This is a genomic window from Alcanivorax sp., from assembly GCF_019431375.1.
Classification (GTDB): Bacteria; Pseudomonadota; Gammaproteobacteria; order Pseudomonadales; family Alcanivoracaceae; genus Alcanivorax; species Alcanivorax jadensis_A.
This window is the reverse complement of the sequence record NZ_CP080267.1, coordinates 3,675,941-3,700,887: the sequence shown is the minus strand read 5'-3', so window position 1 is coordinate 3,700,887 and position 24,947 is coordinate 3,675,941. Positions and strand designations below refer to the sequence as shown.

Annotated in this window: 18 protein-coding genes and 3 pseudogenes; 9 read left to right on the top strand and 12 right to left on the bottom strand. The window is 55.6% G+C overall.

Going from position 1 to position 24,947, the window contains the following annotated elements:
• Nucleotides 1-205: 205 nt before the first annotated feature.
• Nucleotides 206-532, top strand: coding sequence for a hypothetical protein (locus KZ772_RS17380; RefSeq protein WP_290537690.1), 327 nt, complete (start codon nucleotides 206-208; stop codon nucleotides 530-532).
• Nucleotides 533-629: 97 nt separating this feature from the next.
• Here KZ772_RS17380 and aceF read toward each other — a convergent pair whose 3' ends face one another.
• The 5 genes and pseudogenes from aceF to KZ772_RS17355 all read right to left on the bottom strand — a co-directional run bounded on the left by aceF (nucleotide 630) and on the right by KZ772_RS17355 (nucleotide 9,091).
• Nucleotides 630-2,276 (bottom strand): dihydrolipoyllysine-residue acetyltransferase, encoded by a 1,647-nt coding sequence (aceF, locus tag KZ772_RS17375; protein WP_290537689.1) that lies wholly within the window; start codon nucleotides 2,274-2,276, stop codon nucleotides 630-632.
• Between the two features lie 36 nt (nucleotides 2,277-2,312).
• A pseudogene (gene aceE, locus KZ772_RS17370) lies at nucleotides 2,313-4,981 on the bottom strand (pyruvate dehydrogenase (acetyl-transferring), homodimeric type).
• Nucleotides 4,982-5,418: 437 nt separating this feature from the next.
• Complete coding sequence (locus KZ772_RS17365; RefSeq protein WP_290537688.1) at nucleotides 5,419-6,255, bottom strand: hypothetical protein; 837 nt, start codon at nucleotides 6,253-6,255, stop codon at nucleotides 5,419-5,421.
• Nucleotides 6,252-6,818, bottom strand: coding sequence for a 1,6-anhydro-N-acetylmuramyl-L-alanine amidase AmpD (gene ampD, locus KZ772_RS17360; RefSeq protein ID WP_290537687.1), 567 nt, complete (start codon nucleotides 6,816-6,818; stop codon nucleotides 6,252-6,254). Before ampD ends, KZ772_RS17365 begins: the two co-directional genes overlap by 4 nt.
• Nucleotides 6,819-6,859: 41 nt before the next feature.
• Entirely contained in the window at nucleotides 6,860-9,091 is a 2,232-nt protein-coding gene (locus KZ772_RS17355; protein WP_290537686.1) for a DUF1631 domain-containing protein, read from the bottom strand.
• A gap of 208 nt (nucleotides 9,092-9,299) precedes the next feature.
• Here KZ772_RS17355 and KZ772_RS17350 point away from each other — a divergent pair, with 208 nt between their 5' ends.
• The 3 genes from KZ772_RS17350 to KZ772_RS18655 all read left to right on the top strand — a co-directional run bounded on the left by KZ772_RS17350 (nucleotide 9,300) and on the right by KZ772_RS18655 (nucleotide 12,485).
• Complete coding sequence (locus tag KZ772_RS17350) at nucleotides 9,300-10,637, top strand: sodium:alanine symporter family protein (protein ID WP_290537685.1); 1,338 nt, start codon at nucleotides 9,300-9,302, stop codon at nucleotides 10,635-10,637.
• A gap of 73 nt (nucleotides 10,638-10,710) precedes the next feature.
• Nucleotides 10,711-11,418, top strand: coding sequence for a carboxylating nicotinate-nucleotide diphosphorylase (gene nadC, locus KZ772_RS17345; protein ID WP_290537684.1), 708 nt, complete (start codon nucleotides 10,711-10,713; stop codon nucleotides 11,416-11,418).
• Between the two features lie 503 nt (nucleotides 11,419-11,921).
• Entirely contained in the window at nucleotides 11,922-12,485 is a 564-nt protein-coding gene (locus KZ772_RS18655; protein ID WP_365870501.1) for an alanine:cation symporter family protein, read from the top strand.
• 122 nt (nucleotides 12,486-12,607) lie between these two features.
• Here KZ772_RS18655 and KZ772_RS17340 read toward each other — a convergent pair whose 3' ends face one another.
• Nucleotides 12,608-13,021, bottom strand: coding sequence for a DUF1631 family protein (locus KZ772_RS17340; RefSeq protein WP_290537683.1), 414 nt, complete (start codon nucleotides 13,019-13,021; stop codon nucleotides 12,608-12,610).
• Between the two features lie 208 nt (nucleotides 13,022-13,229).
• Between KZ772_RS17340 and KZ772_RS17335 the strand changes: the two are divergent.
• Nucleotides 13,230-14,566: pseudogene (locus KZ772_RS17335) on the top strand (sodium:alanine symporter family protein).
• Between the two features lie 73 nt (nucleotides 14,567-14,639).
• Nucleotides 14,640-15,494, top strand: coding sequence for a carboxylating nicotinate-nucleotide diphosphorylase (nadC, locus tag KZ772_RS17330; RefSeq protein ID WP_290537682.1), 855 nt, complete (start codon nucleotides 14,640-14,642; stop codon nucleotides 15,492-15,494).
• Nucleotides 15,495-15,593: 99 nt separating this feature from the next.
• Here the strand turns inward: nadC (KZ772_RS17330) and KZ772_RS17325 are convergent, their stop codons facing one another.
• Nucleotides 15,594-16,295, bottom strand: coding sequence for a transposase (locus tag KZ772_RS17325; protein ID WP_290537681.1), 702 nt, complete (start codon nucleotides 16,293-16,295; stop codon nucleotides 15,594-15,596).
• Between KZ772_RS17325 and KZ772_RS17320 the strand changes: the two genes are divergently transcribed.
• A complete protein-coding gene (locus tag KZ772_RS17320) occupies nucleotides 16,294-16,917 on the top strand; it encodes a Wzy polymerase domain-containing protein (protein ID WP_290537680.1) in 624 nt (207 codons plus the stop codon). The two genes, KZ772_RS17325 and KZ772_RS17320, sit on opposite strands and share 2 nt — an antisense overlap.
• Before the next feature lie 22 nt (nucleotides 16,918-16,939).
• Here KZ772_RS17320 and KZ772_RS17315 read toward each other — a convergent pair whose 3' ends face one another.
• The 4 genes and pseudogenes from KZ772_RS17315 to KZ772_RS18650 all read right to left on the bottom strand — a co-directional run.
• Nucleotides 16,940-18,310 (bottom strand): O-antigen ligase family protein, encoded by a 1,371-nt coding sequence (locus KZ772_RS17315; protein WP_290537679.1) that lies wholly within the window; start codon nucleotides 18,308-18,310, stop codon nucleotides 16,940-16,942.
• Nucleotides 18,311-18,401: 91 nt separating this feature from the next.
• On the bottom strand, nucleotides 18,402-18,839 hold the full coding sequence (locus KZ772_RS17310; RefSeq protein WP_290537678.1) for a pilin: 438 nt from the start codon (nucleotides 18,837-18,839) through the stop codon (nucleotides 18,402-18,404).
• Nucleotides 18,840-19,196: 357 nt separating this feature from the next.
• Nucleotides 19,197-19,724 carry a pilin gene (locus KZ772_RS17305; protein ID WP_290537677.1) on the bottom strand — a complete coding sequence of 176 codons (528 nt, stop codon included), beginning with the start codon at nucleotides 19,722-19,724 and terminating at the stop codon, nucleotides 19,197-19,199.
• 44 nt (nucleotides 19,725-19,768) lie between these two features.
• Nucleotides 19,769-20,083 (bottom strand): annotated as a pseudogene (locus KZ772_RS18650) (pilin); the annotation flags it as partial.
• A gap of 1,492 nt (nucleotides 20,084-21,575) precedes the next feature.
• On the opposite strand from KZ772_RS18650, the gene KZ772_RS17300 reads away from it, so the two are divergent.
• Both KZ772_RS17300 and KZ772_RS17295 read left to right on the top strand, forming a co-directional pair.
• Nucleotides 21,576-22,217 (top strand): Wzy polymerase domain-containing protein, encoded by a 642-nt coding sequence (locus tag KZ772_RS17300; RefSeq protein ID WP_290537676.1) that lies wholly within the window; start codon nucleotides 21,576-21,578, stop codon nucleotides 22,215-22,217.
• Nucleotides 22,218-22,408: 191 nt separating this feature from the next.
• A complete protein-coding gene (locus KZ772_RS17295) occupies nucleotides 22,409-23,578 on the top strand; it encodes an O-antigen ligase family protein (protein ID WP_290537675.1) in 1,170 nt (389 codons plus the stop codon).
• Here KZ772_RS17295 and KZ772_RS17290 read toward each other — a convergent pair.
• Nucleotides 23,551-24,945, bottom strand: coding sequence for an O-antigen ligase family protein (locus tag KZ772_RS17290; RefSeq protein ID WP_290537674.1), 1,395 nt, complete (start codon nucleotides 24,943-24,945; stop codon nucleotides 23,551-23,553). The genes KZ772_RS17295 and KZ772_RS17290 overlap by 28 nt on opposite strands.
• Nucleotides 24,946-24,947: the final 2 nt, after the last annotated feature.

Sequence of the window (24,947 nt, the reverse complement as noted above, 5' to 3'; positions counted from 1 at the left end):
GCTTCTAGCTTCTAGCTTCTAGCTATCAGTATGAGAGAGGACGGCAAATAGCCGTCAAGCACCCTCTGTCTTTTGTATTATCTTTTTCTAGTAGCTCGTAGCTCGTAACTGCTTCTTCCTTTTTTCCTGCATATTCCTTGCACCCTTTCCTTCCATACTGCTCCCACATATTCACAGGGACTCACTGAGTCACAAGGAGAGCATCATGAAAAAACTGGCTATCGTTGCCCTGGCAATCTTCACCACCTCTGCTTTTGCCTATGGCCCCGGCCATAAGGGCGGGGAGCACATGGTGGAACGTCTGGAGAAGAAACTGGAGCTGAGCGAAGAACAAAGCACCCAGCTCAAGGCCATCTTTCAGGAGCAGGGCGAAAAGATGAAAGCCCTGCACGAAGAAACCCAAGGCAAGATGAACAAGGTACTGACCCCTGAACAGCAGGAAAAGCTGGCCGAAATGAAGGAAAAACGCAAGGAACGCTGGGAAGAGCGCAAGGAGAACAGGAAAGAGAAAAAGGACAAGCGCGGGGAATAATTCAGGCTGCCGTTTGTAGTCGGACGTCCGACCCGCACCCTCCCAACGATGATAGCCGGAAAATTGCCGGCTATCATCGTTGGGTTGAGTGGACCTCTTAAAGCAACGCCCGCCGCATATCTGTCAGCAACTGACTGAGATAGGCGGTAAATCTTGCCGCGTCGGCGCCATCAATCACCCGGTGATCGTAGGACAGACTCAACGGCAACATCAGCCGGGGCTGAAACTGCTCACCGTCCCAGACCGGCTGCATATCGGATCGGCTCACCCCCAGGATGGCCACTTCCGGCCAGTTCACAATGGGCGTAAACGCAGTGCCACCAATTCCACCCAGAGAAGAAATACTGAACGTCCCGCCCTTCATGTCTGCCGGTGTCAGTTTGCGATTACGGGCCTTTTCCGCCAGCTCACTCATTTCAAGAGCAATGGCTTTCAGCCCCTTCTTGTCCGCATCCTTGATCACCGGCACCACCAGGCCATTGGGGGTGTCCACGGCAATGCCGATGTTAATGTAATGCTTCTGAATCAGGGCCTCACCGCCGTTTTCCAGGGAGCTGTTGAAACGCGGAAACTCCTGCAATGCCCTGGCACAGGCACTGACCAGGAACGCCAGCATGGTCAACTTCACGCCTTCTTTCTCCAGCGCCTTGTTTTGCTGTTTGCGGAAGGCTTCCAGGCCGGTGATATCTGCCACCTCGTGCTGGGTGACATGGGGAATGGTCAGCCAGGAGCGAGTCAGGTTCTGGGCGGACACCTTGCGCAGCTTGTTGAGCTCCAGCCGCTCGATCTCGCCGAACTGGCTGAAATCGATTTCCGGCAATTCCACCGCCAGGCTACCGCCAGCTGCGGCAGGTACACCTTCAAGGCGTTGTTTCACCCAGGCGTGCACATCTTCCTTGAGGATACGGTCCTTGGGACCGGTGCCGTTGACCTGGGCCAGATCCACACCCATTTCCCGGGCCAACTTGCGGACCGCCGGGCCAGCGTGCACGGACCGGGAAGGGGAACCGGCATCCGCAGTGGTTGGCTGCGACGTTGCCGGAGCCGGTTTTTGCTCGGTGGAGGCCTGCTCCGGGGCTGGCGCCGGCTTTGTTTCTGACTTTTCTGCCGCCTCGGCTTTGTTGTCCGCTGCCGGCTTGCCGCCGGCCACCGCCATGGTCAGCAGCGCATCACCGGTACCGACCTTGTCGCCCACCTTCACCGCCACCGATTCCACCTTGCCAGCGGAGGGCGCGGGAATTTCCAGGGAGGCCTTGTCCGATTCCACCACCACAATGACCTGCTCCTGCTCGAGCTCATCACCCACGGCCACATTCACTTCGATAATTTCTGCGGAATCGATATCGCCAAGATCCGGCACGGTAACGGTTTCGCTGCCACCGCTTTCCTGCGCTTCGGGCTCATCCTCTTCTTGCGGCTTTGACTCCGTATCCGTTTTTTCCTCTGCGGCCTGCGACGGTTCACTGGCAGCCTCGGAGTCCGCGGAGGCCTGATCTTCCGACTCGCCTTCGGCCTCGACTTCCATTAGTTCATCGCCTTCCTTGACCCGGTCGCCCACCTTGACACTGATGGCGGTAATTTTCCCCGCTTGCGGTGCGGGCACTTCTACCGTGGCCTTGTCGGATTCCAGAACAATAATGGTGTCTTCTGCGGCAATGGTGTCGCCGACTTTCACGCTGATCTCGATGACGTCAACAGGATCACTGCTGCCCACATCGGGAACACGAATCATGCTCTTACTCACACCGGTCTCCTTTTGTGAGATCACGTTGGGGTGCGATCAATGCATCACCGGATAGGGTTTATCCGTATCGATGCCGTATTTTTCGATGGCCTTTTTCACGGTAGCTGCCTCCACCTTGCCGTCCTTGCGCAATGCACTGAGGGCCGCCAACACCACGAAATGACGATCCACCTCAAAGAAGTGGCGCAGTTTCTGGCGGGAATCGCTGCGGCCGAAACCGTCGGTGCCCAGTACCGTATAAGGTGCGTGTACCCAAGGCCGGATCTGGTCGGCAAAGGCGCGCATGTAGTCGGTGGACGCGATCACCGGACCGTCGCGACCATCCAGGCATCTCTCTACCCAGGTGCGCTCGCGCTCCTGATCCGGGTTGAGGATTTCATCCCGGTCCAGACGCAGGCCTTCCCGGCGCAGTTCGTTGAAGCTGGTGACACTCCACACATCTGCCGCCACGCCGAAGTCATCACGGAGCAGCTCCGCCGCCGCTTCCACTTCGCGCAGAATGGTGCCGCTGCCCAGCAACTGCACGCGGGGGGATTTCCTGGTTTTCCCCTTGCCTTCGCGCAACAGGTACATGCCCCGACGAATACCTTCTTCGGCCCCTTCCGGCATGGCACCGTGCACGTAGTTTTCGTTCATCAGGGTCAGGTAATAGAAAACTTTTTCGTTGTCTTCATACATGCGCTTGAGGCCGTCGTGCAGGATCACCGCCAGCTCGTAGCTGTAGGTGGGGTCATAGCTGACGCAATTGGGCACGGTGCTGGCCAGCAAATGGCTGTGGCCATCCTGGTGCTGTAGCCCTTCGCCATTGAGGGTGGTACGTCCGGCGGTGGCACCCAGCAGAAAACCGCGTGCCTGACTGTCGCCGGCAGCCCAACAAAGATCGCCCACGCGCTGGAAACCGAACATGGAGTAATAGATATAGAACGGGATAAGGGTGAAATCGTGCACGCTGTAGCTGGTGGCGGCGGCCAGCCAGCCGGACATGGCGCCCGCTTCGTTGATCCCCTCTTCCAGGATGCGACCCTTCTTGTCTTCCCGGTAATACATGACCTGACCGGCATCCTCGGGCTCGTATTTCTGGCCACCGGAGGAATAGATACCCAGTTGCCGGAACAGGCCTTCCATGCCAAAGGTACGTGCCTCATCGGGCACAATCGGCACCACCCTTTCGCCGATCTGCTTGTCCTTGATCAGCGCACTCATCATGCGCACAAACGCCATGGTGGTGGAAATTTCCCGGTCGCCACTGCCCTCCAGGAAGTTGGCAAAGATATCCAGCCCGGGCAGGGTCAATGCCTGACTGGCCTGCTGTCGACGCACCGGCATATAACCGCCCAGCTTATCGCGCTGTTCTTTCATGAAACGCATTTCCGGGGAGTCGGCGTCCGGCCGGTAGTAGGGCACATCCTTGAGTTCTTCGTCGGTGAACGGCATGTCGAAGCGGTCGCGGAATTCCTTCAGGCTTTCCAGATCCAGCTTCTTCATCTGGTGGGTCTTGTTGACCGCTTCACCGGCGCCGGTGGCATAACCTTTTACCGTCTTGGCCAGGATCACTGTGGGCCGACCGGTATGGTTAACCGCCGCGTGGTAGGCCGCGTAGACCTTGAACGGGTCGTGGCCACCGCGATTGAGGCGGTACACCTCATCGTCGGACATGTGCTCCACCAGCTTTTTCAGCTCCGGATACTCGCCGAAGAAATGCTCGCGGGTATAGGCGCCACCGTTCTTCTTGTAGGCCTGGTATTCACCGTCCACGCACTCTTCCATGCGCCGGCGCAGCAGGCCCTGGCTGTCCCGTTCCAGTAGCGGATCCCAGAGTCGCCCCCAGACCACCTTGATCACATTCCAGCCGGCGCCCCGAAACACACCTTCCAGTTCCTGGATGATCTTGCCGTTACCGCGCACCGGGCCATCCAGACGCTGCAGGTTGCAGTTGACCACAAAAATCAGGTTATCCAGTTTCTCCCGGCCGGCCAGAGCCAGGGCACCCAGAGATTCCGGCTCGTCCATTTCGCCGTCGCCCAGGAAGGCCCACACCTTGCGGTCATCCTTCTGGATCAGCTCACGGTTTTGCAGGTATTTCATCACGTGGGCCTGGTAGATGGCCTGAATCGGCCCCAGCCCCATGGACACGGTGGGAAACTGCCAGAAGTCCGGCATCAACCAGGGGTGCGGGTAGGAGGACAGGCCCTTGCCATCCACCTCCCGGCGGAAGTTGTCGAGCTGCTCTTCGCTGATACGCCCTTCCAGGTAAGCGCGGGCATATACCCCCGGCGCGGAATGGCCCTGGAAGAACACCAGGTCCCCTTCGTTCTTGTCACTGGGGGCCCGGAAGAAATGATTGAAACCCACATCATAAAGCGTGGCGGATGACGCAAAGGAAGCGATATGGCCACCCAACTCGTCGTCATTCATGTTGGCCCGCATCACCGTGGCCAACGCATTCCAGCGCACCAGAGAACGCACCCGGCGCTCCATGAAGATATCGCTGGGGATCGGCACTTCATCCTTGGCGGGAATGGTATTGAGGTACGGGGTATTGAGGTGAGTACGACGGATGCCCTGTTCCTGGGCCTCGTTGGTGATGGTATCCAGCAACCAGGCGGCCCGTTCCGGGCCTTCGCGCTCGACCACGGATTCCAGGGCTTCTAGCCACTCCCGGTTTCTGCCGGGTCCATATCATCAAAGAAACTTCTTTTATGCATGGGCGTGCGTCCTTTTTCGCGTTGCCAGGCGGCACGGCAGGATCACTGCAGCACCGCGGAAATAAGCGCCCGGGGGTGTTGGGCGAACTGATACAAGCTCTTTCCATACTAGCCGCAATGACCGGCCGGTCAAATGACGATAATCACCACAGGCGAGTTACAGGCGGATGTTTTGGTACGGCAAAAGCCCTGCCAGCATGAGGCCTGACAGAGCAGGACGACATCAGACCTAAGTCGATGGGGAGAAAAGCAATTGATAATGGATAATTGAGAATTGATAACACGCGGAACACGCCCTTCTATCGTCAAACACAAGAGGCCGCGCCCAAGCTCTGGACGCGGTCACTCAGTTTTGACAAGCGCCACAGCGTTGATCGCGCCCTTATCAATTATCCATTCTCAATTAGATAGCACGTTCAGAACGCCTTGGGCTATCGTCAGATCACGATGATCCACAGCGCTGACAGGATCAGCCAGATGGCAACGCAGCGCAGTAGTAAGCCCTGCAGGGATTCCAAGTGATCCAGGGCGGCAGACAGGGAACCTCCTTGTTGAACCTGCGCATCCTCCAGGGCCACATTGGCCACCTCCTGCAGGCCCTGACCACTATGATCCAGGCGTAACCACTGGCCGCGCATCTTTTCCATGACAGCGGTGAAATCACCGGCCAGGGCCATGCTCAATACCAGCAGCTTGTTGGCCGGCCAGCATAACCAGCCATCCAGACGTACCTGCCAGCTATTGGCCTGCTCTTCCCCGGCCCAGGCCAGCCATGCCCGATTGAGCACAACCAGAAACGCCGCACCGAAGCCCAGCACTACCAGCCAGAAGATCGCGATAAAGAGCTGCTGCTCACGCGCCAGAATTTTTTCCGTCAGGGCACTCTGATAGGCCGGGTCACCCGGTGTACCGGTGACATCGAATTCATCCGTGGCCAAGGCGGCAAAGCCCTCCGGGTCGTTCATTCGACCGCGCACCAGCAATTCATCCACATGCCGGAACTCGCTCTGCCCGCCCACCAGCCACAGCATCAGCGCCATACCCACCGCCAGCACCAACAATTGGCCCCAGAAACCGTCCAGCCAGCAGGTCAGGAGGTAAATCAATAGTGCCGGCAACAGCACTGCCAACCACCAGACTCGTCGCCCCTGACCCAGGCGGTTGCTCCATTGCTGCAACCAGCCCTGATGACGCTGGGGGCTGACCAGCCAATACGGCCAGCTGGTATCCAGCCGGCGCAGGCCGAGAACCAGTATCAGCACCAGAAATTTCATGCCATTTCCTCCTTGAAACGTGTCAGGCGAGCCCGGTAAGCAGCCCAGTCGAAAGCGGGCCCCGGGTCGGTTTTGCGGCCAGGGGCAATATCTTCGTGGCCGGTGATGCGGGTATCGTCAATGGCCGGGTAGTGGGACTGCAACAGCGCGGTGAGCTCCGTCAGGGTCGCATACTGCGCGTCTTCATAGGGCACAGTATCTGCTCCTTCCAGCTCAATGCCGATGGAAAAATCATTACAGTTTTCCCGCCCGGCAAAGCAGGACACCCCGGCATGCCAGGCACGCCGGTCGCAGGGGACAAACTGCAACAGGCTACCGTCACGCCGGATGAGAAAATGCGACGATACGGTGAGCTGATGGATTTCGCGAAAATAGGGATGGTCGTCCGGGTTCAGGCAGTTCTGGAACAGGGCCTGGATATAATCGCCGCCGAACTGCTCCGGCGGCAGGCTGATGTTATGAATCACCAGAAGGGAAATATCATCGGGATCAGGGCGGAGATTGAAATTGGGGGATGGGCACCACTGTGCCTGATCAACCCGGTGTTCGTTAAGGGTGAGCACCCGCGCAAGCTCCTTATTCCTGCGCGGCACCAACCAGCGACTTAATGCTGTGCGTTGGCCTGCATGCGGCGCAGGTCGCCAATGACCGCTTCCAGAGCCCGGTCGAACAGGGCTCCCTCTTCGATGAGTTTAACAGTCCCTTCATGCAGGGCAACGGCCAGGGTGTAAGCGGAAAACTCTTCCACCTTGATACCGCGCCGGTTGGTAAACACCATCTTGACGCCGCTGCGGATATTGGCGGCCAGTTTGGCACGGCGAGGCTCATCGCCATCCACGATTTCAATCCACTGGCCGGGAGCAAGCTGGCCCGCCTTTTTCACCAGAAAATGATTTTCCGGCAAGGCCGCGTTCTCGGTAGCCTGTGGTTCCGTGGTCGGCATTTCCGGCTCCACCGCTACCCGCTCGGTTTCCAGCCCCTTGAGCAGCTGCTGGTGCACATCCCGGAACTTGATCAGCAATTGTTTGGCTTCCGCTTCGTCATAGCTGATTTGGCCAAGACCACTGTAAAGGGTTTTGAGGAGCTTGGGGCTTAGCGCCTTGAGCTTTTCCAGGGCGGTCTGGTCACGGTGCGGTAGTACACTCCAGACCACCCCGTCGACAACCTTGACCTGCTGCTGCCAGGTAGCGCTATCAGGCCCTTCTCGCAACCAGGTCAGATATAACACCTGTTGCCACCCCTGACGGAGCAGCCGCACCACCACATCAGGCAGCTGGCGGCCCGCCATGCGCTTGTCGAGCACGGCCACCACTTCCAGACGGGCCTGCTCGGCACGGGCCTTGCCCTCTTCCGCCTCACGGACCCGCTGCTCCACCCGTTCGGAGCGTGAGCTCTGGTTATCGAAAAAGCGCTGAAACTCGTCCAGAAGGGTGGCGAACAGGCTGGCATCCTCTTCAAAATCATCGATGATGCGGTGTACCGCGTGGTTGATTCGCTGGTACAGATCATCCTGGATACCCTGCTGCGGATCCCACTGGTTACCGGCCCGGGCCAGCATATTGAGCAGCAACCGGGCTTCGTGGTTGTCATTGCTGAAAAAGGTCTTGTCGGTGATCGCCACTTTCAGAAGGGGAATCTGCAAGCGGCCGATTAACGCCTTGATCTCCGACGGCAGGCCTTCGTCATCAAGGATGAAATCAAACAGCAAAGACACAAGGTTGATCACATCGTCATCGGCCTGGTCCAGGGCATGAATAGCTTCGCCATGCTCGCTGTCCAGTAGCTCGGACAGGTCTTCCTTGAGGTTAGCCCGTTCCCCGTCTTTTTCGCTGAGGCTACGCTCCACTCGCTGCAGGCGATTGAGCACACCCACCAGATCATCGGAACTGACCTGATGGACAGAAGCCGCATTAGATACCGGAGCGCCATTCAGGTAGGGCACGCCATTTTGCATTACCGCCATGGCTGCGCTCATGTCCGCACCGGGTGCAGCACCGCCCGCCGAGGCTCCACCGCCCTGGATACTGCGCATGGTAACCAGCAGCTCCTGCAGCAGGCTAAACATCTGGTCACTGCCTGCCGAGGAAGGGGCCGCTGATTGAGAGGAGGCACTCTGGGCCAGTGAGCGGTTACCAGGCTTGCGCACCGCGGCTATCGGCGCGGATTTCATGTCCGGCAATACACCGGCATCAATCAACACCTTGTTGACCTCGGTCACCATATAGCCGGTTTCCACCATTACCTCGCGCTCAAACAGCTTGAGAATGATCAGGCGGGCTTTGATATCCAGTGACAGCCGTTCGAGCCCCTGACTGAAGGCATCCACCAGTTGGCGAGGCTCCAGGGGGTTATTTTTCTCACTGACCTCAACCTTGCTTTCGAACAGGTATTCCAGGCGGTGGCACAGGACCTTCAGTTGTTCATCACAACCATTGCGGGCCCGGCGGGACATGTTATCCAGAGCTACCGTAGTCTCAAGGTCATCTTCATTGACCAAGGTCAGGGAGTCCAGATCGACCCTGGCATTCTCCAGAGTCCCGCCTGCGCGCTGCTGGGCAAGCTCGGCAAACTGATGCTGGAGTGACTGCTTCAGACCTGCAACCAGACCGGATCGCTGAATACGTAACTCGCGCATGGCATCAAAAAAACGCTCTCGCTCACCTTCCGCTTCTTTTTCGGCCAAATCGTAGAGGGTGTCATCAGCACCATCCAGCATGTCCTCAAGATAGGAAGAGGCCAGCGCCACATAGCGATCACGGACTTTTTCGATGGGCCTTGGCAGGCTGTTTGTTCCGGCTTTGCCAGAGACTGGTTTGAGCTGAGTAACTTTGGCCATGGCTCCCCCCAGGGAGAGTAAAATCAAGCCCGAGCATAACGGGACGATGGTTTTAATGCTTTACTACGCTATCATAGCATCGAGATAAGAATTTTGAACTAGTTCGCACGCAATGCTTTATGTGTAGTTTGCAGTAACCGCGTCGCCAGCTTTCCCTGCCCGCTAAATTCCCCTAGCCTAAGGCCTTTTGGGGAAATGGACGAGAGCCATGGAGCAAGCGGTTACCATTCTTAAACAGATCAGCGGCTTCCTGTGGGGATGGCCGGCACTGATCCTGATTGCCGGCACCGGCATCTACTTGACCCTGATCCTGCGCTTCCTGCCCCTTCGGCAGCTGGGGTTCGGCTTCAAGCAAATGTTCGGACCCCAGACCGGGGTTGGCACCATCGGCGCTGGCGCCGCCCTGGCTACGTCCCTCTCTGCCACTATCGGCACAGGTAACATCGTGGGCGTTGCCACCGCCATCCACTCCGGTGGTCCCGGAGCACTGGTGTGGATGTGGCTGATCGCCCTGGTGGGCATGGCCACCAAGTACGCGGAAGCCGTGTTGGCAGTGCAATACCGGGAAAAGGATGCCGCCGGCCAGTATGTGGGCGGCCCCATGTACTACATTCAGAACGGTCTGGGCCGTAACTGGCGCTGGATGGCCATCGCCTTTGCCATCTTCGGCATGCTCGCCGGGTTCGGCATTGGCAACAGCGTCCAGGCCAACTCTGTGGCCCATGGCCTGCAGGACAGCTTCGGCCTGCCCGCCTGGATCACCGGGGTGACACTGGCCGTACTGGTCGGCCTGGTTGTGCTCGGCGGCATGAAGCGAATCGCCACTGTGGCCACCTTCATTGTTCCGTTCATGGCGCTGACCTACCTGCTGGCAGGCCTGGTTGTGTTAGTGGACCATGCCGAGGCCCTGCCCGCCGCTCTTGCCCTGTGCTTCGAAAGCGCCTTTACCGGCACCGCCGCCGCCGGCGGCTTTGCTGGCGCCCTGGTCAAGGAAGCCATCCGTTTCGGTATCGCCCGTGGCATCTTCTCCAATGAGGCAGGTCTCGGCAGCGCGCCCATTGCCCATGCCTCAGCCAATACCGATCATCCGGCCCGGCAGGGGTCCATTGCCATGCTTGGCACCTTTATCGACACCATCATCGTCTGCTCCATCACGGGGCTGGCCATCGTCTCCTCCGGTGCCTGGACCAGCGGGGCCGAAGGCGCCCCCCTTTCCGCCCTGGCCTTCTCGTCCACCTTCGGGGACTTTGGCAACGTGATTGTGGCCGGCGGGCTGGCGATCTTTGCCTTTACCACACTGCTGGGCTGGAGCCTGTACAGCGAGCGCTGTACCCAGTTCCTGTTCGGCGACCGGGCCATCCTTCCCTTCCGGGTAATCTGGGTACTGGCGGTGCCTCTGGGGGCCGTTGTCAGCCTGAACCTGGTCTGGGCCTTGGCCGACATCATGAACATCCTGATGGCGATACCCAACCTGATTGCTCTGCTATTATTGTCCCCTGTGGTGGTGCGGCTCAGCCGGGAATTCTTTACCAACCGCCCGAATTGAAGGCACCATCGCCGCATAACACGACCCGCAGGCCTGTCTGCGGGTTTTCATTGAGTTCAGCACCGAGAACAGCATGACCATCACCCTGCCCGACTATGTGCGTGACGATATTCAGCGCAACGTGAGCTTTGCCCTGGAGGAAGATATCCGCAGCGGCGACATTACCGCCCAGCTTATCGATGCCGACAGCGAAAGCACCGCTACTATCATTACCCGTGAAGATGCGGTGATGTGTGGCATCCCCTGGGCGGATGAGGTCTTCCGGCAACTGGGTAACGTGCAGATCGAATGGCATGTTGAGGATGGCGACCGACTGGCTGCCGAGACCACTCTATGCACGCTTAACGGTAATACCCGGCAGATTCTCACCGGCGAGCGCACCGCGCTGAACTTTCTGCAGACCCTGATGGGCACAGCTACCACAGCACGCCGCTATGCGGATGCTGTAGAAGACACCAGAGTCACCATCCTGGATACCCGCAAGACACTGCCCGGCTTGCGAGCTGCCCAGAAATACGCCGTGCTTTGTGGTGGCTGCCAGAATCACCGCATCGGCTTGTACGATGCCTTCCTGATCAAGGAGAACCATGTGGCGGCCTGCGGGGGCATTACCGCTGCCATTGAACGGGCACGGGCAGGCGCTGATCCTGATTGCCGGCACCACGGCATCTACTTGGCCCTGATCCTGCGCTACACCCCAACACACGGCAGCTGGGGTTCACGGCTAACAAGCTTCGCTCGGCTCAAGGAATGCCTATCAGCACTAGGTAGCACTGTTTAAAGTCATATGTAGCGCTGTATCTGGCTGGGTGATCCGTGGGCGTTGCCACCCGCCATCCCACTCCAGTGGTCCCGGAGCACTGGGTGTGTGGATGTGTGGCTAATCGCCTGGTGGGCATGGCCGCAAGTACGCGGAAGCCAGCGTGGCGGTCTATTTTCCGGGAAAAGGATGCTGCCGCCGGCGGCCATGCTGAGGCGGCCCCATGTAGCCTACACATTCAGACGGTCTGGGCTGGCAGCCTGGCGAGCGCCTGTGGCCCATCATGGCAGCCATCTTAGCATCACTCTTGGGTTCGGCATTGTGCAGCAGCAATCCAGGAGCCCGGCTCTGTGGCCCATGGCCTGCAGGACAGCTTCAGCCTGCCCGCCTGGATCCTGCAGGGTGAGCCACTGGCCGTACTGAGTGAAGGCTGGTTGTGCTCGGGAGCATGAGAGCAAAATCGCCACTGTGGCCACGTTGTGTGTTCATGGCGCTGACTGCTGGCAGGCCTGGTGGTTGTGTTAATGGACCATGCCGGGGCCCTGCCCGCGCTCTTGCCTAATGCTTCAGCGCAGCACCGGCACCGCCGCCGCCGGCGTATGCCTGCAGCGCCCTGGTCAAGAGCCATCCGTTTCAGGCAATGTCGCCGTGGCATCTTCTCAATGAGGCAGGTCCTCGGCAGCGCACCATTTTGCCCATGCCTCAGCCAATACCTGCGATCAGCTCAGCGCGGGGTCATTGCTATGCTTAGCACCTTTATCGACACCATCATCGTCTGCTCCATCAGAATGCAGCCATCACGTCTCCTCGGTGCCTGGACCAGCTGGAATGAGGAGCGCCCCCCTTTCCGCCTGGCCTTCTCATCCACCTTCAAAGGGACTTTGGCAACAATGAGTTTGCTTAGCCCGACGGGCTGGCGATCTTTACCTTTACACTGCTGGGCTGGAGCCTGTCCACGTGAGCGCTGTGCCCAGTTCCCTGTTCGGCGACCGGAGCGCATCCTGCGCTTTCCGCATCTATCTGGGTGCTGGCGGTACCACTGGGCGCCGTTGTCAGGCCTAAGAACCCTGGGTCTGGGCCTTGGCTGACATCATGAACATCCCTGATGGCGATACCCAAGCCACAATTGCTCTGCTATTATTGTCTCTGTGGTGGTGCGGCTCAGCGGGATTCTTCTACCAACCGCCAGATTGAAGGCACCATCGCCGCACTAAGCACGACCCGCAGGCCTATCTGCGGGTTTTTCGTTGAGTTCAGCAGTCTCAAGGTCATCTTCATTGACCAAGGTCAGGGAGTCCAGATCGACCCTGGCATTCTCCAGAGTCCCGCCTGCGCGCTGCTGGGCAAGCTCGGCAAACTGATGCTGGAGTGACTGCTTCAGACCTGCAACCAGACCGGATCGCTGAATACGTAACTCGCGCATGGCATCAAAAAAACGCTCTCGCTCACCTTCCGCTTCTTTTTCGGCCAAATCGTAGAGGGTGTCATCAGCACCATCCAGCATGTCCTCAAGATAGGAAGAGGCCAGCGCCACATAGCGATCACGGACTTTTTCGATGGGCCTTGGCAGGCTGTTTGTTCCGGCTTTGCCAGAGACTGGTTTGAGCTGAGTAACTTTGGCCATGGCTCCCCCCAGGGAGAGTAAAATCAAGCCCGAGCATAACGGGACGATGGTTTTAATGCTTTACTACGCTATCATAGCATCGAGATAAGAATTTTGAACTAGTTCGCACGCAATGCTTTATGTGTAGTTTGCAGTAACCGCGTCGCCAGCTTTCCCTGCCCGCTAAATTCCCCTAGCCTAAGGCCTTTTGGGGAAATGGACGAGAGCCATGGAGCAAGCGGTTACCATTCTTAAACAGATCAGCGGCTTCCTGTGGGGATGGCCGGCACTGATCCTGATTGCCGGCACCGGCATCTACTTGACCCTGATCCTGCGCTTCCTGCCCCTTCGGCAGCTGGGGTTCGGCTTCAAGCAAATGTTCGGACCCCAGACCGGGGTTGCACCATCGGCGCTGGCGCCGCCCTGGCTACGTCCCTCTCTGCCACTATCGGCACAGGTAACATCGTGGGCGTTGCCACCGCCATCCACTCCGGTGGTCCCGGAGCACTGGTGTGGATGTGGCTGATCGCCCTGGTGGGCATGGCCACCAAGTACGCGGAAGCCGTGTTGGCAGTGCAATACCGGGAAAAGGATGCCGCCGGCCAGTATGTGGGCGGCCCCATGTACTACATTCAGAACGGTCTGGGCCGTAACTGGCGCTGGATGGCCATCGCCTTTGCCATCTTCGGCATGCTCGCCGGGTTCGGCATTGGCAACAGCGTCCAGGCCAACTCTGTGGCCCATGGCCTGCAGGACAGCTTCGGCCTGCCCGCCTGGATCACCGGGGTGACACTGGCCGTACTGGTCGGCCTGGTTGTGCTCGGCGGCATGAAGCGAATCGCCACTGTGGCCACGTTCATTGTGCCGTTCATGGCGCTGACCTACCTGCTGGCAGGCCTGGTTGTGTTAGTGGACCATGCCGAGGCCCTGCCCGCCGCTCTTGCCCTGTGCTTCGAAAGCGCCTTTACCGGCACCGCCGCCGCCGGCGGCTTTGCTGGCGCCCTGGTCAAGGAAGCCATCCGTTTCGGTATCGCCCGTGGCATCTTCTCCAATGAGGCAGGTCTCGGCAGCGCGCCCATTGCCCATGCCTCAGCCAATACCGATCATCCGGCCCGGCAGGGGTCCATTGCCATGCTTGGCACCTTTATCGACACCATCATCGTCTGCTCCATCACGGGGCTGGCCATCGTCTCCTCCGGTGCCTGGACCAGCGGGGCCGAAGGCGCCCCCCTTTCCGCCCTGGCCTTCTCGTCCACCTTCGGGGACTTTGGCAACGTGATTGTGGCCGGCGGGCTGGCGATCTTTGCCTTTACCACCCTGCTGGGCTGGAGCCTGTATAGCGAGCGTTGCACCCAGTTCCTGTTCGGCGACCGGGCCATCCTTCCCTTCCGGGTAATCTGGGTACTGGCGGTGCCTCTGGGGGCCGTTGTCAGCCTGAACCTGGTCTGGGCCCTGGCCGACATCATGAACATCCTGATGGCGATACCCAATCTGATTGCTCTGCTATTATTGTCCCCCGTGGTGGTGCGGCTCAGCCGGGAATTCTTTACCAACCGCCCGAATTGAAGGCACCATCGCCGCATAACACGACCCGCAGGCCTGTCTGCGGGTTTTCATTGAGTTCAGCACCGAGAACAGCATGACCATCACCCTGCCCGACTATGTCCGTGACGACATTCAGCGCAACGTAATCTTTGCCCTGGAAGAAGACATCCGCAGCGGCGATATCACCGCCCAGCTTATCGATGCCGACAGCGAAAGCACCGCTACTATCATTACCCGTGAAGACGCTGTCATGTGTGGCATCCCCTGGGCGGATGAGGTCTTCCGGCAACTGGGCGATGTGCAGATTGAGTGGCATGTGCAGGACGGCGACCGGCTGACCGCAGATACCACCCTCTGCACTCTGCACGGAAACACCCGCAAGATTCTCACCGGCGAGCGCACCGCGCTGAACTTTCTGCAGACCCTGATGGGCACGGCTACCACAGCGCGCCGCTATGCAGATGCTGTAGAGGGCACCAACGTCACCATCCTGGATACCCGAAAGACACTGCCCGGCCTGCGGGCTGGCCAGAAATACGCCGTGCTTTGTGGTGGCTGCCAAAATCACCGCATCGGCCTGTACGATGCCTTCCTGATCAAGGAGAACCATGTGACCGCCTGTGGAGGCATTACCGCCGCCATTGAACGGGCGCGGGCACTGGCGCCGGAGAAGAAGATTATTGTAGAAGTGGAAACGCTGGAGGAGCTAAAGGAAGCAGCACGACTGCAACCGGATCAGATCATGCTGGATAATTTCAGTGTGGAGATGCTGAGTGCAGCGGCGGAAATGGGAGTGGAATCCGCACTTGAAGTGTCTGGCAACCTGACAGTAGAAAATGCTGCAAGCCTTCCTGGAACACGGGAGTGGTTTCTCTCTTCAGGGGCATTGACAAAGCATGTACAGGCAATGGACTTGTCTCTTCGGCTGACTAACCAGGCACCAACGTAGAGCCCAAAAAATATTGGCAGGCAGCCCTCCAGTATAAGATTCACAAAGAACAACAAATAACCACTTTCCGGCCCCGGCCGGATTCAAGCGACGCAAGGCCTATGATAACAACAAACAAAAAGCTTTCAAGACGACGGCGTTAACAATGCCCCACAAGTGGGTCTTCAGGGTGACCGCTACTGTCTTCATCGGCGCCAGGCGACTACGCGCCATCCAGTTGATCAGGCGCTTCCACCCTTTCATCGCCCACGCCCTGTGCTGGTAGTGCCACAGCTGCGCCGCAAAGTCTTTCATTGCCCAGGCTCGGGCCGTTTTCAGGGTTGAATGGCGCAACGCAGTGAAGGCCCGCTGCTGGTGCCAGCTCATGTTGGCAGAGGATCTCAGCCACTGGTACTTGGTGCCCTTGAGCTGTTGGTCGCCAGCTTTGAGCAGCTGCCGGTGCTCATCACGGCGCACCTGATCAACGCCTTTGCCGAGGTATTGCGCAACGTGGAAGCGGTCAAAGGCAATTTTGCGATCAGCGCCCTCAATGGCCTCCCGGGTCGCCTTAATGTAAGCCGGCCACATGTCCATACAGACGACTTCAATAGCATCCAACTGATCATCGTCAAGCTGTTCGTAGAAACTGCCGAGACTGGCTGTCAGGCGGTCTTCGGCAACGTGCAGAACCGTGCCGGAATCCTGGTCGGTGACCACCGTAATGTAATCGTGGCCCTTGCGATAGGCCGTCTCATCAACGCTCAATCGCTTCGGCGCCAGGGCCTCGCGGCGCGACAAACCACGTCGCACGGCCCGTTGCATGATGCCGTCCACCGCATTCCAGCTCAGTCGCAGGCGCTCTGCCACCGCGCTGTNGTGCACATGGCTTGGCCTGTTTGGTTTATTGATATATTCAATGGTCGAATTCCCCTATGCCTTCACTTTTTTCATGATTCCATTTGGTTTGCTGCTGGGAACCACTATCAAAAAATCACCTACAGTCAATAACCGCACAGCCCCACTGTTTTGGATTGGCATCAGCATAGCACTGGCATTAGGGACTATTTCTGCAGTCAAAGACTATCAATTAATTGAGAAAGACCAGCTCAATGAAAAGCTGCGTAGGGCAAATTTGATGGGATTCCCGCCAGAAGACATGAACCAGATCCTTCTTCTGGAACAGCTTGCAGACGATCGGAGAATAAGGACCTTTCCTACCGATCAGGCGCTGAGTAAAGAACAACTTTCCACATTAGAAAAAGTATCTCAGCGCCGCCCAACACTCTCTAACCTTGCAAGGCTAGCATTAGCCTACTCACAGGAAAATGATCGAGGAAACGCCTGTGAAACTCTCCTGACAATCAGGAAAATCTACAAGAACGAAAGCTATAAGGAAGGACGTAAAATGGTTGAAACCATCTCCGGCATCGAATGCGATGATTAGCCCATTCGTGCCGGGAAAAGGATCAGAGAGATGGAATACGACTTTCGATCTGCCCATCTGTCCAGAAGCGCATCCCTTGCCCTGGCGTTGTTTCGGCAGCGATCTTGCCGGGCAAGTCTCGATAAACCACTAAAACCAGCCATAAAACGGCAGCACCAAAGAACAAAATGACAGGATAATTTCGGGGTTGCCTCTTCCAACCTTCGGGACATATGGCCGCCGGATTCGACATTCCCCAGTAAACGCCGACAAGAACGGCAAGCCACAACTGAGTATAGGGAACCACAAAGACACCGCTCACCAATGAATGCAGGCAGGCAGCAAGAATGGACGCCAACACAGCGACCCTTTCCGTACGGGGCCCCTCGCTCCCACGAGCTTCATGTTTATAAGCCAACCACAGCAGCCTGCCCACAACCAATAACGACACGGCTAAAGCCAGCCCACCCCACTCGTAGCCCAGCTGCAACAGCACATTATGCGGATGATTGCTGTGGGGCTGATCCAGAGCAGCAAAGCCCATAGGGCCCACACCCCAAAAAGGGCTCTCCAGAAATCCAGCCAGCGCCACGCCCCATAGTTCAATTCTCCCGGAGCTGGACATAACAAGTCTTTCAGCCCCTCCAGAGACGAGTTCCGCACTCACAAACGACATCATGCCCAGGTAAAGGCCAACCGCAACAGACAAGGCGGCAACCTGCACCAGAGCCCAATGCCGCCATACAGTCCCCATCATTAAAAACACAAGCATCACTGAAACCAGGGCCACCCAGCTTCCTCTCGTCCCGCCAATGATGCAGACAAGCCAGGATGCAACCAGAACGCCACCCATCAGCGATCCATACCCTTTGGATCGCGCAAAGAGCGCCGGTATCGCAACCATTATGGGGATGGTTATTGTCTGGAATTGACCAAAAAAACGGATATTATCAAATCCACTCATCAAGGCCTGAGGGTACAGAGGTAGTTCAAACGTGACTGCAGAGACTATCGAAACCAGGAACTTTGCTGTCAACGCCACAGAAATAAAAATTGCCAGTTTCAGTATAATAGGTGCCGCCCAACCCCTTTGTGCTACCAATGAAGCCGTGAATAGCGTCAACAGAAACAAACTGCAAAAGGTAGCCAACTCCGTCAAAGACCAAAGCCAGTGCCCCCCCATTAAAGATGAGAGCCCACCAAGCGCCAAAATCAACCACAGACACGAGCGAGTCAATCGTTCAACTCTCATCCAGTGATGCAAGAGCAGCCCCATCCCAGCAACAACGATGGCGAAAATCTGAAGCACCCTTTGCTGGTCATACCAGCTAATGCCAGGTATCACATCGACGAGAGGAGCCACCAAAAGGATGCCTCCTATCACAACCCAGCAGATCAGTCCCAACAGGTGCATAAACGGGCATCTCCAGACACGTTGATCCTTTGCACTCCTCATACAGAAAAGGCGCCCTGTGGGCGCCTTTCTCGTTATCCTGAAAAGGATATTAGGTGTTGCAACCAGCAGGAGCAAATTTCACATCAAAGCTGCCATTGACTACGCACTGGTAAAGACCAGTATCAGTACGGTCCAACCGGATGACGGCACCAGTACCAATACGACCCGGATTGTTGATGATGCAAGAGATTGCGCCAGTAGCGGAACCATCTGCTGCCGGAGCCACAACACCGATTGTGGAACAGTTACCAGTTGAAGCGCTCAGACCGATATCAGCAGGTGCAGAGATTGCTGCGGCACCATCCTCGATAAACAGTAATTCATAGCTGGTCTCACCAGCAGCGATATCAGCCAGAGCAGCAGCGGCCTTGGCTTTGGATACATAGTCCTGATAAGCCGGGATAGCGATGGCAGCCAGGATGCCGATGATGGCCACCACAATCATCAGTTCGATAAGGGTAAAGCCCTGCTGTATTTGTCTTTGCATGTCGTTCCCTCCAATAAATTGGCCAATCTTCCTATTGAGCCCACCCTTGGCGAACACTCTATGCAAAACAATGCATGAATGGGGCCAACTTTCTTCTTATTCTGAAATCAGTCATCTTCAGCGACCATCACCCCTCATCCAGTGATGCGATAGCATTTGAAGCCCCCTTATCCCCCATACCAGTAAGTATCGGGTATGACATCAACGAGAGAAATCTGCAGAAGACCTCCCCTATCAAAACCAAGTAACTCTCTCCCCCAGTGGGCATAAACACCCCAACCGAATACTTTGATTTTTGTGCCCCCTGATACAAAAAAGGCGCCCTAAGGGCGCCTTTCCCGCTATCCTGACTGAATATCAGGTACCGCAACCGGCAGGAGCAAACTTGGTGTCGAAGCCGCCGCCTACAACACACTGGTACAGACCAGTGGTAGTGCGGTTAAGAGCGATAGTCGCACCAGCACCGATACGACCCGGGTTGTTGATAGTACAGCTGATAGCACCAGTCGCAGAGCCGTCAGCAGCAGGAGCTGTGGTGGCAATGGCGCTACAGTTACCAGTAGAGGTATTCAGGCCAATGGAATTGGCACCGGAGATCGCAGTAGAACCTTTTTCAGTATACAGCAGCTCATAGCTAGTCTTACCGGCAGAAATGTCGGCCAGAGCAGCTGCGGCCTTGGACTTGGATACATAGTCCTGGTAAGCCGGGATCGCGATGGCGGCCAAAATACCGATAATGGCCACCACGATCATCAGTTCAATGGGTATGACATCAACGAGAGAAATCTGCAGAAGACCCCCCCTATCAAAACCAAGTAACTCTCTCCCCCAGTGGGCATAAACACCCCAACCGAATACTTTGATTTTTTGTGCCCCCTGATACAAAAAAGGCGCCCTGAGGGCGCCTTTCCCGCTATCCTGACTGAATATCAGGTACCGCAACCGGCAGGAGAAAACTTGGTGTCGAAGCCGCCGCCTACAACACACTGGTACAGACCAGTGGCGGTACGGTTAAGACCGATAGTCGCGCCAGTACCAATACGGCCCGGGTTGTTGATCGTGCACTGAATCGCCGGACTGGCAACACCATTGGAGTTTGCAGTAACACTAATAGTACTGCAGTTACCAGTGCTTCCATTCAGGCCAATGGATGCAGCACTGGTGATCGCGGTGTCACCTTTCTCGGTGAACAGCAGCTCATAGCTGGTCTTACCAGCAGAGATGTCAGCCAGAGCAGCAGCGGCCTTGGACTTGGATACATAGTCCTGGTACCACTAAAACCAGCCATAAACGGCAGCACCAAAGAAAAAAATGACAGGATAATTTCGGGGTTGCCTCTTCCAACCTTCCGGGACATATGGCCGCCGGATTCGACATTCCCCAGTAAACGCCGACAAGAACGGCAAGCCACAACTGAGTATAGGGAACCACAAAGACACCGCTCTGTGAATGCAGGCAGGCAGCAAGAATGGACGCCAACACAGCGACCCTTTCCATGCAAGGACCCCTCGCCCCCACGAGCTTCATGTTTATAAGCCAACCACAGCAGCCTGCCCACAACCAATAACGACACGGCTAAAGCCAGCCCACCCCACTCGTAGCCCAGCTGCAACAGCACATTATGTGGATGATTGCTGTGGGGCTGATCAGAAGCAGCAAAGCCTGGGCCCCACCCCCAAAGGGCTCTCCAGAAATCAGCCAGCGCCACGCCCATAGTTCAAATTCTCCGGAGCTGGACATAACAAGTCTTTCAGCCCCTCAGAGACGAGTTCTGCACTCACAAACGACATCATGCCCAGGTAAAGGCCAACCGCAACAGACAATGCGGCAACCTGCCAGAGCCCAATGCCGCCATACAGTCCCCATCATTAAAAACACAAGGCATCACTGAAACCAGGGCCGCAGCCTCGTCCCGCCAATGATGCAGACAAGCCAGGATGCAACCAGAACGCCACCCATCAGTGATCCATACGCTGGATCGCGCAAAACTTTATCCCGGTATCTGCCAACCATTATGGGGATGGTTATTGTCTGGAATTGACCAAAAAAACGGATATTATCAAATCCACTCATCAAGGCTGAAGGGTACAGAGGTAGTTCAAACGTGAGCTGCAGAGACTATCGGAAACCAGGGAACTTTGCTGTCAACGCCACAGAAATAAAAATTTGCCAGTTTCAGTATAATAGGTGCCGCCCAGCCCCTTTCGTACTTTACAATAGGCAATGAATAGCGTCAACAGAAACAAACGCAAAAGGTAGCCAACTCCGTCAAAGACCAAAGCCAGTGCCCCCATTAAAGATGAGAGCCCACCAAGCGCCAAAATCAACCACAGACACGAGCGAGTCAATCACGTTCAACTCTCATCCAGTGATGCAAAGGCAGCCCCATCAGCAACAACGATGGCGAAAATCTGAAGCACCCTTTGCTGGTCATACCAGCTAATGCCAGGTATCACATCGACGAGAGGAGCCGCAAAAAGTGCCTCCTATCACAACCCAGCAGATCAGTCCCAACAGGTGCATAAACGGGCATCTCCAGACACGTTGATCCTTTGCACTCTCATACGAAAAGGCGCCCTGTGGGCACCTTTCTCCTTCCTCCTGAAAAGGATATTAGGTGTTGCAACCAGCAGGGCAAATTTCACATCAAAGCTGCCATTGACTACGCACTGGTAAGACCAGTATCAGTACGGTCAACGGATGACGGCACCAGTACCAATACGACCCGGATTGTTGATGATGCAAGAGATTGCGCCAGTAAGCGGGACCATCTGCAAAATCCTGGCTCAAAGCCAAAACAGCGCAGACAAGTGCACATGGCTTGGCCTGTTTGGCTTATTGATATATTCAATGGTCGAATTCCCCTATGCCTTCACTTTTTTCATGATTCCATTTGGTTTGCTGCTGGGAACCACTATCAAAAAATCACCCACAGTCAATAACCGCACAGCCCCACTGTTTTGGATTGGCATCAGCATAACACTGGCATTAGGGACTATTTCTGCAGTCAAAGACTATCAATTAATTGAGAAAGACCAGCTCAATGAAAAGCTACGCAGGGCGAATTTGATGGGATTCCCGCCAGCAGACATGAACCAGATCCTTCTTCTGGAACAGCTTGCAGACGAGAGGAGAATAAGGACCTTTCCTACTGATCAGACGCTGAGCAAAGAACAACTTTCCACATTAGAAAAAGTCTCTCAGCGCCGTCCAACACTCTCTAACCTTGCAAGGCTGGCATTAGCCTACTCACAGGAAAATGATCAAGGAAGCACCTGTGAAGCTCTCCTGATAATCAGGAAAATCTACAAAAACGAAAGTTATAAAGAAGGCCGCAAAATGGTTGAAACCGTCTCCGGCATCGAATGCGATGATTAACCCATTCGTGCCGGAAAAAGGATCAGGGAGATGGAATACGACTTTCGATCTGCCCATCTGTCCAGAAGCGCATCCCTTGCCCTGGCGTTGTTTCGGCAGCGATCTTGCCGGGCAAGTCTCGATAAAATGCTGGCCGCCCCTTTGCCAACATCGGCCAGCCAAACCTGTTAAGTGGGCTTCTGGCCCTGGGCTTGACTGCCACACTCTATCTATACCAGAAAAAAAAGGTCCCTGCGGTCGCGGCACTGTTAATACCCATAGTACTTATTCTTGCTCTTGCTTTGGCTCAGTCGCGATTCGCCTGGGTCTTCATGATTTTCAGCACTCTCTATCTTTCCTGGCAAGCACACAAAAAATCCATTCAGCTACGGATTATTACCCCTTGGCTCATAACAGCCGTCTTTATCTTACTGGTTGTTGCATCACCCTATCTTGGTGAATGGCTGGGCCGCCCAGTCTCCAACCCCTTTTCCCATGCCAGCTCCAGTGGTCGGCTCCACATCTGGAAACTTATCCTCGATGCAATCCCAAACAGACCATGGACAGGATTTGGATGGAACCAGGCCGTCTTTGCACAGATTGAAAGCACATTTTCAACCCTTGAAGCCACCAGGCTAAACCACTCACACAACCTGATACTCGATTTATGTGTTTGGCTCGGCCCGATTATCGGCCTCGTTGCTGCCATTTCTGGTGCCATCATCCTGTTTAAAATCCTGACTCAAAGCCAAAGCAGCGCAGACAAGTGCACATGGCTTGGCCTGTTTGGTTTATTGATATATTCAATGGTCGAATTCCCCTATGCCTTCACTTTTTTCATGATTCCATTTGGTATGCTGCTGGGGATCACCATCAACAAGCCAGCCAGTATCAAAAATCGCCCCGCTCCACTGTTCTGGTTTGGTATCACTGTCGTTCTGGGCTTCGGGGCCGTTATCGTAATCAAGGATTATCAACTAATAGAGAAAGATCAGTTCAACGAGACATTACGCCGAGCAAAGGTAATAGGTCACCCCCCTGTTGATATGGATAAAGTCACCATTCTTGAGCAGCTTGCTGACGAGAGAAGAGGCAGAACCTACCCAACTGACAGCCCCTTAACTGAAAAACAGCTAAAAACTTTGACAAGGGTATCCAAACGACGCCCAACGTTGGCTAATCTGGCTCGCCTGGCACTGTCATACGCCAATGCAAACCTAGAAAGTCAATCCTGCCAAACCCTAGATCTGATAAAGAAGATCTACAGGGACGAAAATCATCAGAGGAGCCTTGAGATGATCCTGGAACGGTCAGCAGTAGAATGCCCAGATAACCCGAAAAGAAAGCATCCCATTCAACGGCTCACCCCCTCTGCCCCATGAATAGACCCCTGCGACCAGAATCTGGGGGCATCTCCCCCTTTTCCCGGCCTCAGTTCATAGGGGTACAGCGTTGGCAAATCTCTTAAAATCACTCCGCCCAAAAAAAGACAAGAGAGGCACACAGAAATTTGGAAAAGGGCTTTCACTCTTATGGGGTATCGGTACGAACAGTTCACGGCACGGCCCATTTTCAGCTCAGATGCAAGCACACCCACCAAAACCGCCAACCAGAGCTGACTATATGGCATAACGATCACACCACTTACCAAAGAATCAGCCATAACTGCCAGTATGGCTGCAAATAAAGAAACGTATACTAAATGCAGCCTACCGGAATCAAGCCTAATTCTTTTATAAACACTTAACACAAAGAGAAGAAACAACCAAAAACAAACCAATAAAGCAGGGATTCCCCATTCGTATGCTATCTGCAACACTGAATTATGCGGGTGAGCTACCCTAAAAACATAATTGGACGCAAAGCCCATAGGCCCTGCACCAAACAGGGGGGCAGACAATATACCTTTCAAGGTATACCCCCATATATCCAGACGGTTTGAGCTTGTTGCCAAATCTCGCGAGGTTCCCATGCCATCCCCCAAGATGCCGAACTCTCCTGCCAGATAAATAAAACAAAACCAAACCAGTGACATCGCCACCGTGACCGCAGCCAACTGCCACTTCAACCATTGCCTATAATCCTTGCCCAGACACACAAAGAGCAGCCCTACAGCAATCATGGAAGCCCAAACACCTCGGTTCCCAATCGCAATCGCCGAAACCCAGAGTGAAACCAAGGTAATAAACAAGCCCCATTTCATTAATGGCCTGCCTGTATATGCAATAAGCCCTGCAAAAACTGGCAGGCTTAGCGCCTGAAACTGACCAAACCAACGGACGTTATCAAACCCATTAATGACGGCATCAGGGTATAAATCTGCCTTAAAGTAAAATGCGGCAAGAACCGAAGAAACAAATCTCAACGCCAACAGGGCAGCCACGCAAGACAAAAGCACCATCACCCACAGCACTAACTGGCGCGAACAATTCGATGTCAGAGTGTATGCAAACAAACCAACAATAAATACACCGCCAAACAGGAACACCTCAACGAACGACCAAAGCGGGTATTTAGAAAGACTCGCTGACAAAACACCCAACAGGAAAAAAAGGCCCACAAGAATATGGACCTTAAAGGAAAAAACAGGTAGCAGGTGACGATTAATCCAAAGCCCTATAGCGGAAAGCAGAATTGATGCAACCTGCAGCGTTCGTTGCTGATCGTGCCAAGTCAATCCTGGCGTAAGATCAAAGAGAGGAGCAACAAAAAGAAAAAAGGTTATTATTGTCGCAACAAGAACAGACATAG

What these genes read in the sequence shown, in the direction of transcription:
- KZ772_RS17380 (WP_290537690.1), top strand. Translation starts at nt 206, where the DNA reads ATGAAAAAACTGGCTATCGTTGCCCTGGCAATCTTCACCACCTCTGCT.
- KZ772_RS17365 (WP_290537688.1), bottom strand. Translation starts at nt 6,255, where the DNA reads ATGAAATTTCTGGTGCTGATACTGGTTCTCGGCCTGCGCCGGCTGGAT.
- KZ772_RS17355 (WP_290537686.1), bottom strand. Translation starts at nt 9,091, where the DNA reads ATGGCCAAAGTTACTCAGCTCAAACCAGTCTCTGGCAAAGCCGGAACA.
- KZ772_RS17350 (WP_290537685.1), top strand. Translation starts at nt 9,300, where the DNA reads ATGGAGCAAGCGGTTACCATTCTTAAACAGATCAGCGGCTTCCTGTGG.
- nadC (WP_290537684.1), top strand. Translation starts at nt 10,711, where the DNA reads ATGACCATCACCCTGCCCGACTATGTGCGTGACGATATTCAGCGCAAC.
- KZ772_RS18655 (WP_365870501.1), top strand. Translation starts at nt 11,922, where the DNA reads ATGGACCATGCCGGGGCCCTGCCCGCGCTCTTGCCTAATGCTTCAGCG.
- KZ772_RS17340 (WP_290537683.1), bottom strand. Translation starts at nt 13,021, where the DNA reads ATGGCCAAAGTTACTCAGCTCAAACCAGTCTCTGGCAAAGCCGGAACA.
- nadC (WP_290537682.1), top strand. Translation starts at nt 14,640, where the DNA reads ATGACCATCACCCTGCCCGACTATGTCCGTGACGACATTCAGCGCAAC.
- KZ772_RS17325 (WP_290537681.1), bottom strand. Translation starts at nt 16,295, where the DNA reads ATGCAACGGGCCGTGCGACGTGGTTTGTCGCGCCGCGAGGCCCTGGCG.
- KZ772_RS17315 (WP_290537679.1), bottom strand. Translation starts at nt 18,310, where the DNA reads ATGCACCTGTTGGGACTGATCTGCTGGGTTGTGATAGGAGGCATCCTT.
- KZ772_RS17310 (WP_290537678.1), bottom strand. Translation starts at nt 18,839, where the DNA reads ATGCAAAGACAAATACAGCAGGGCTTTACCCTTATCGAACTGATGATT.
- KZ772_RS17300 (WP_290537676.1), top strand. Translation starts at nt 21,576, where the DNA reads ATGATGCAAGAGATTGCGCCAGTAAGCGGGACCATCTGCAAAATCCTG.
- KZ772_RS17290 (WP_290537674.1), bottom strand. Translation starts at nt 24,945, where the DNA reads ATGTCTGTTCTTGTTGCGACAATAATAACCTTTTTTCTTTTTGTTGCT.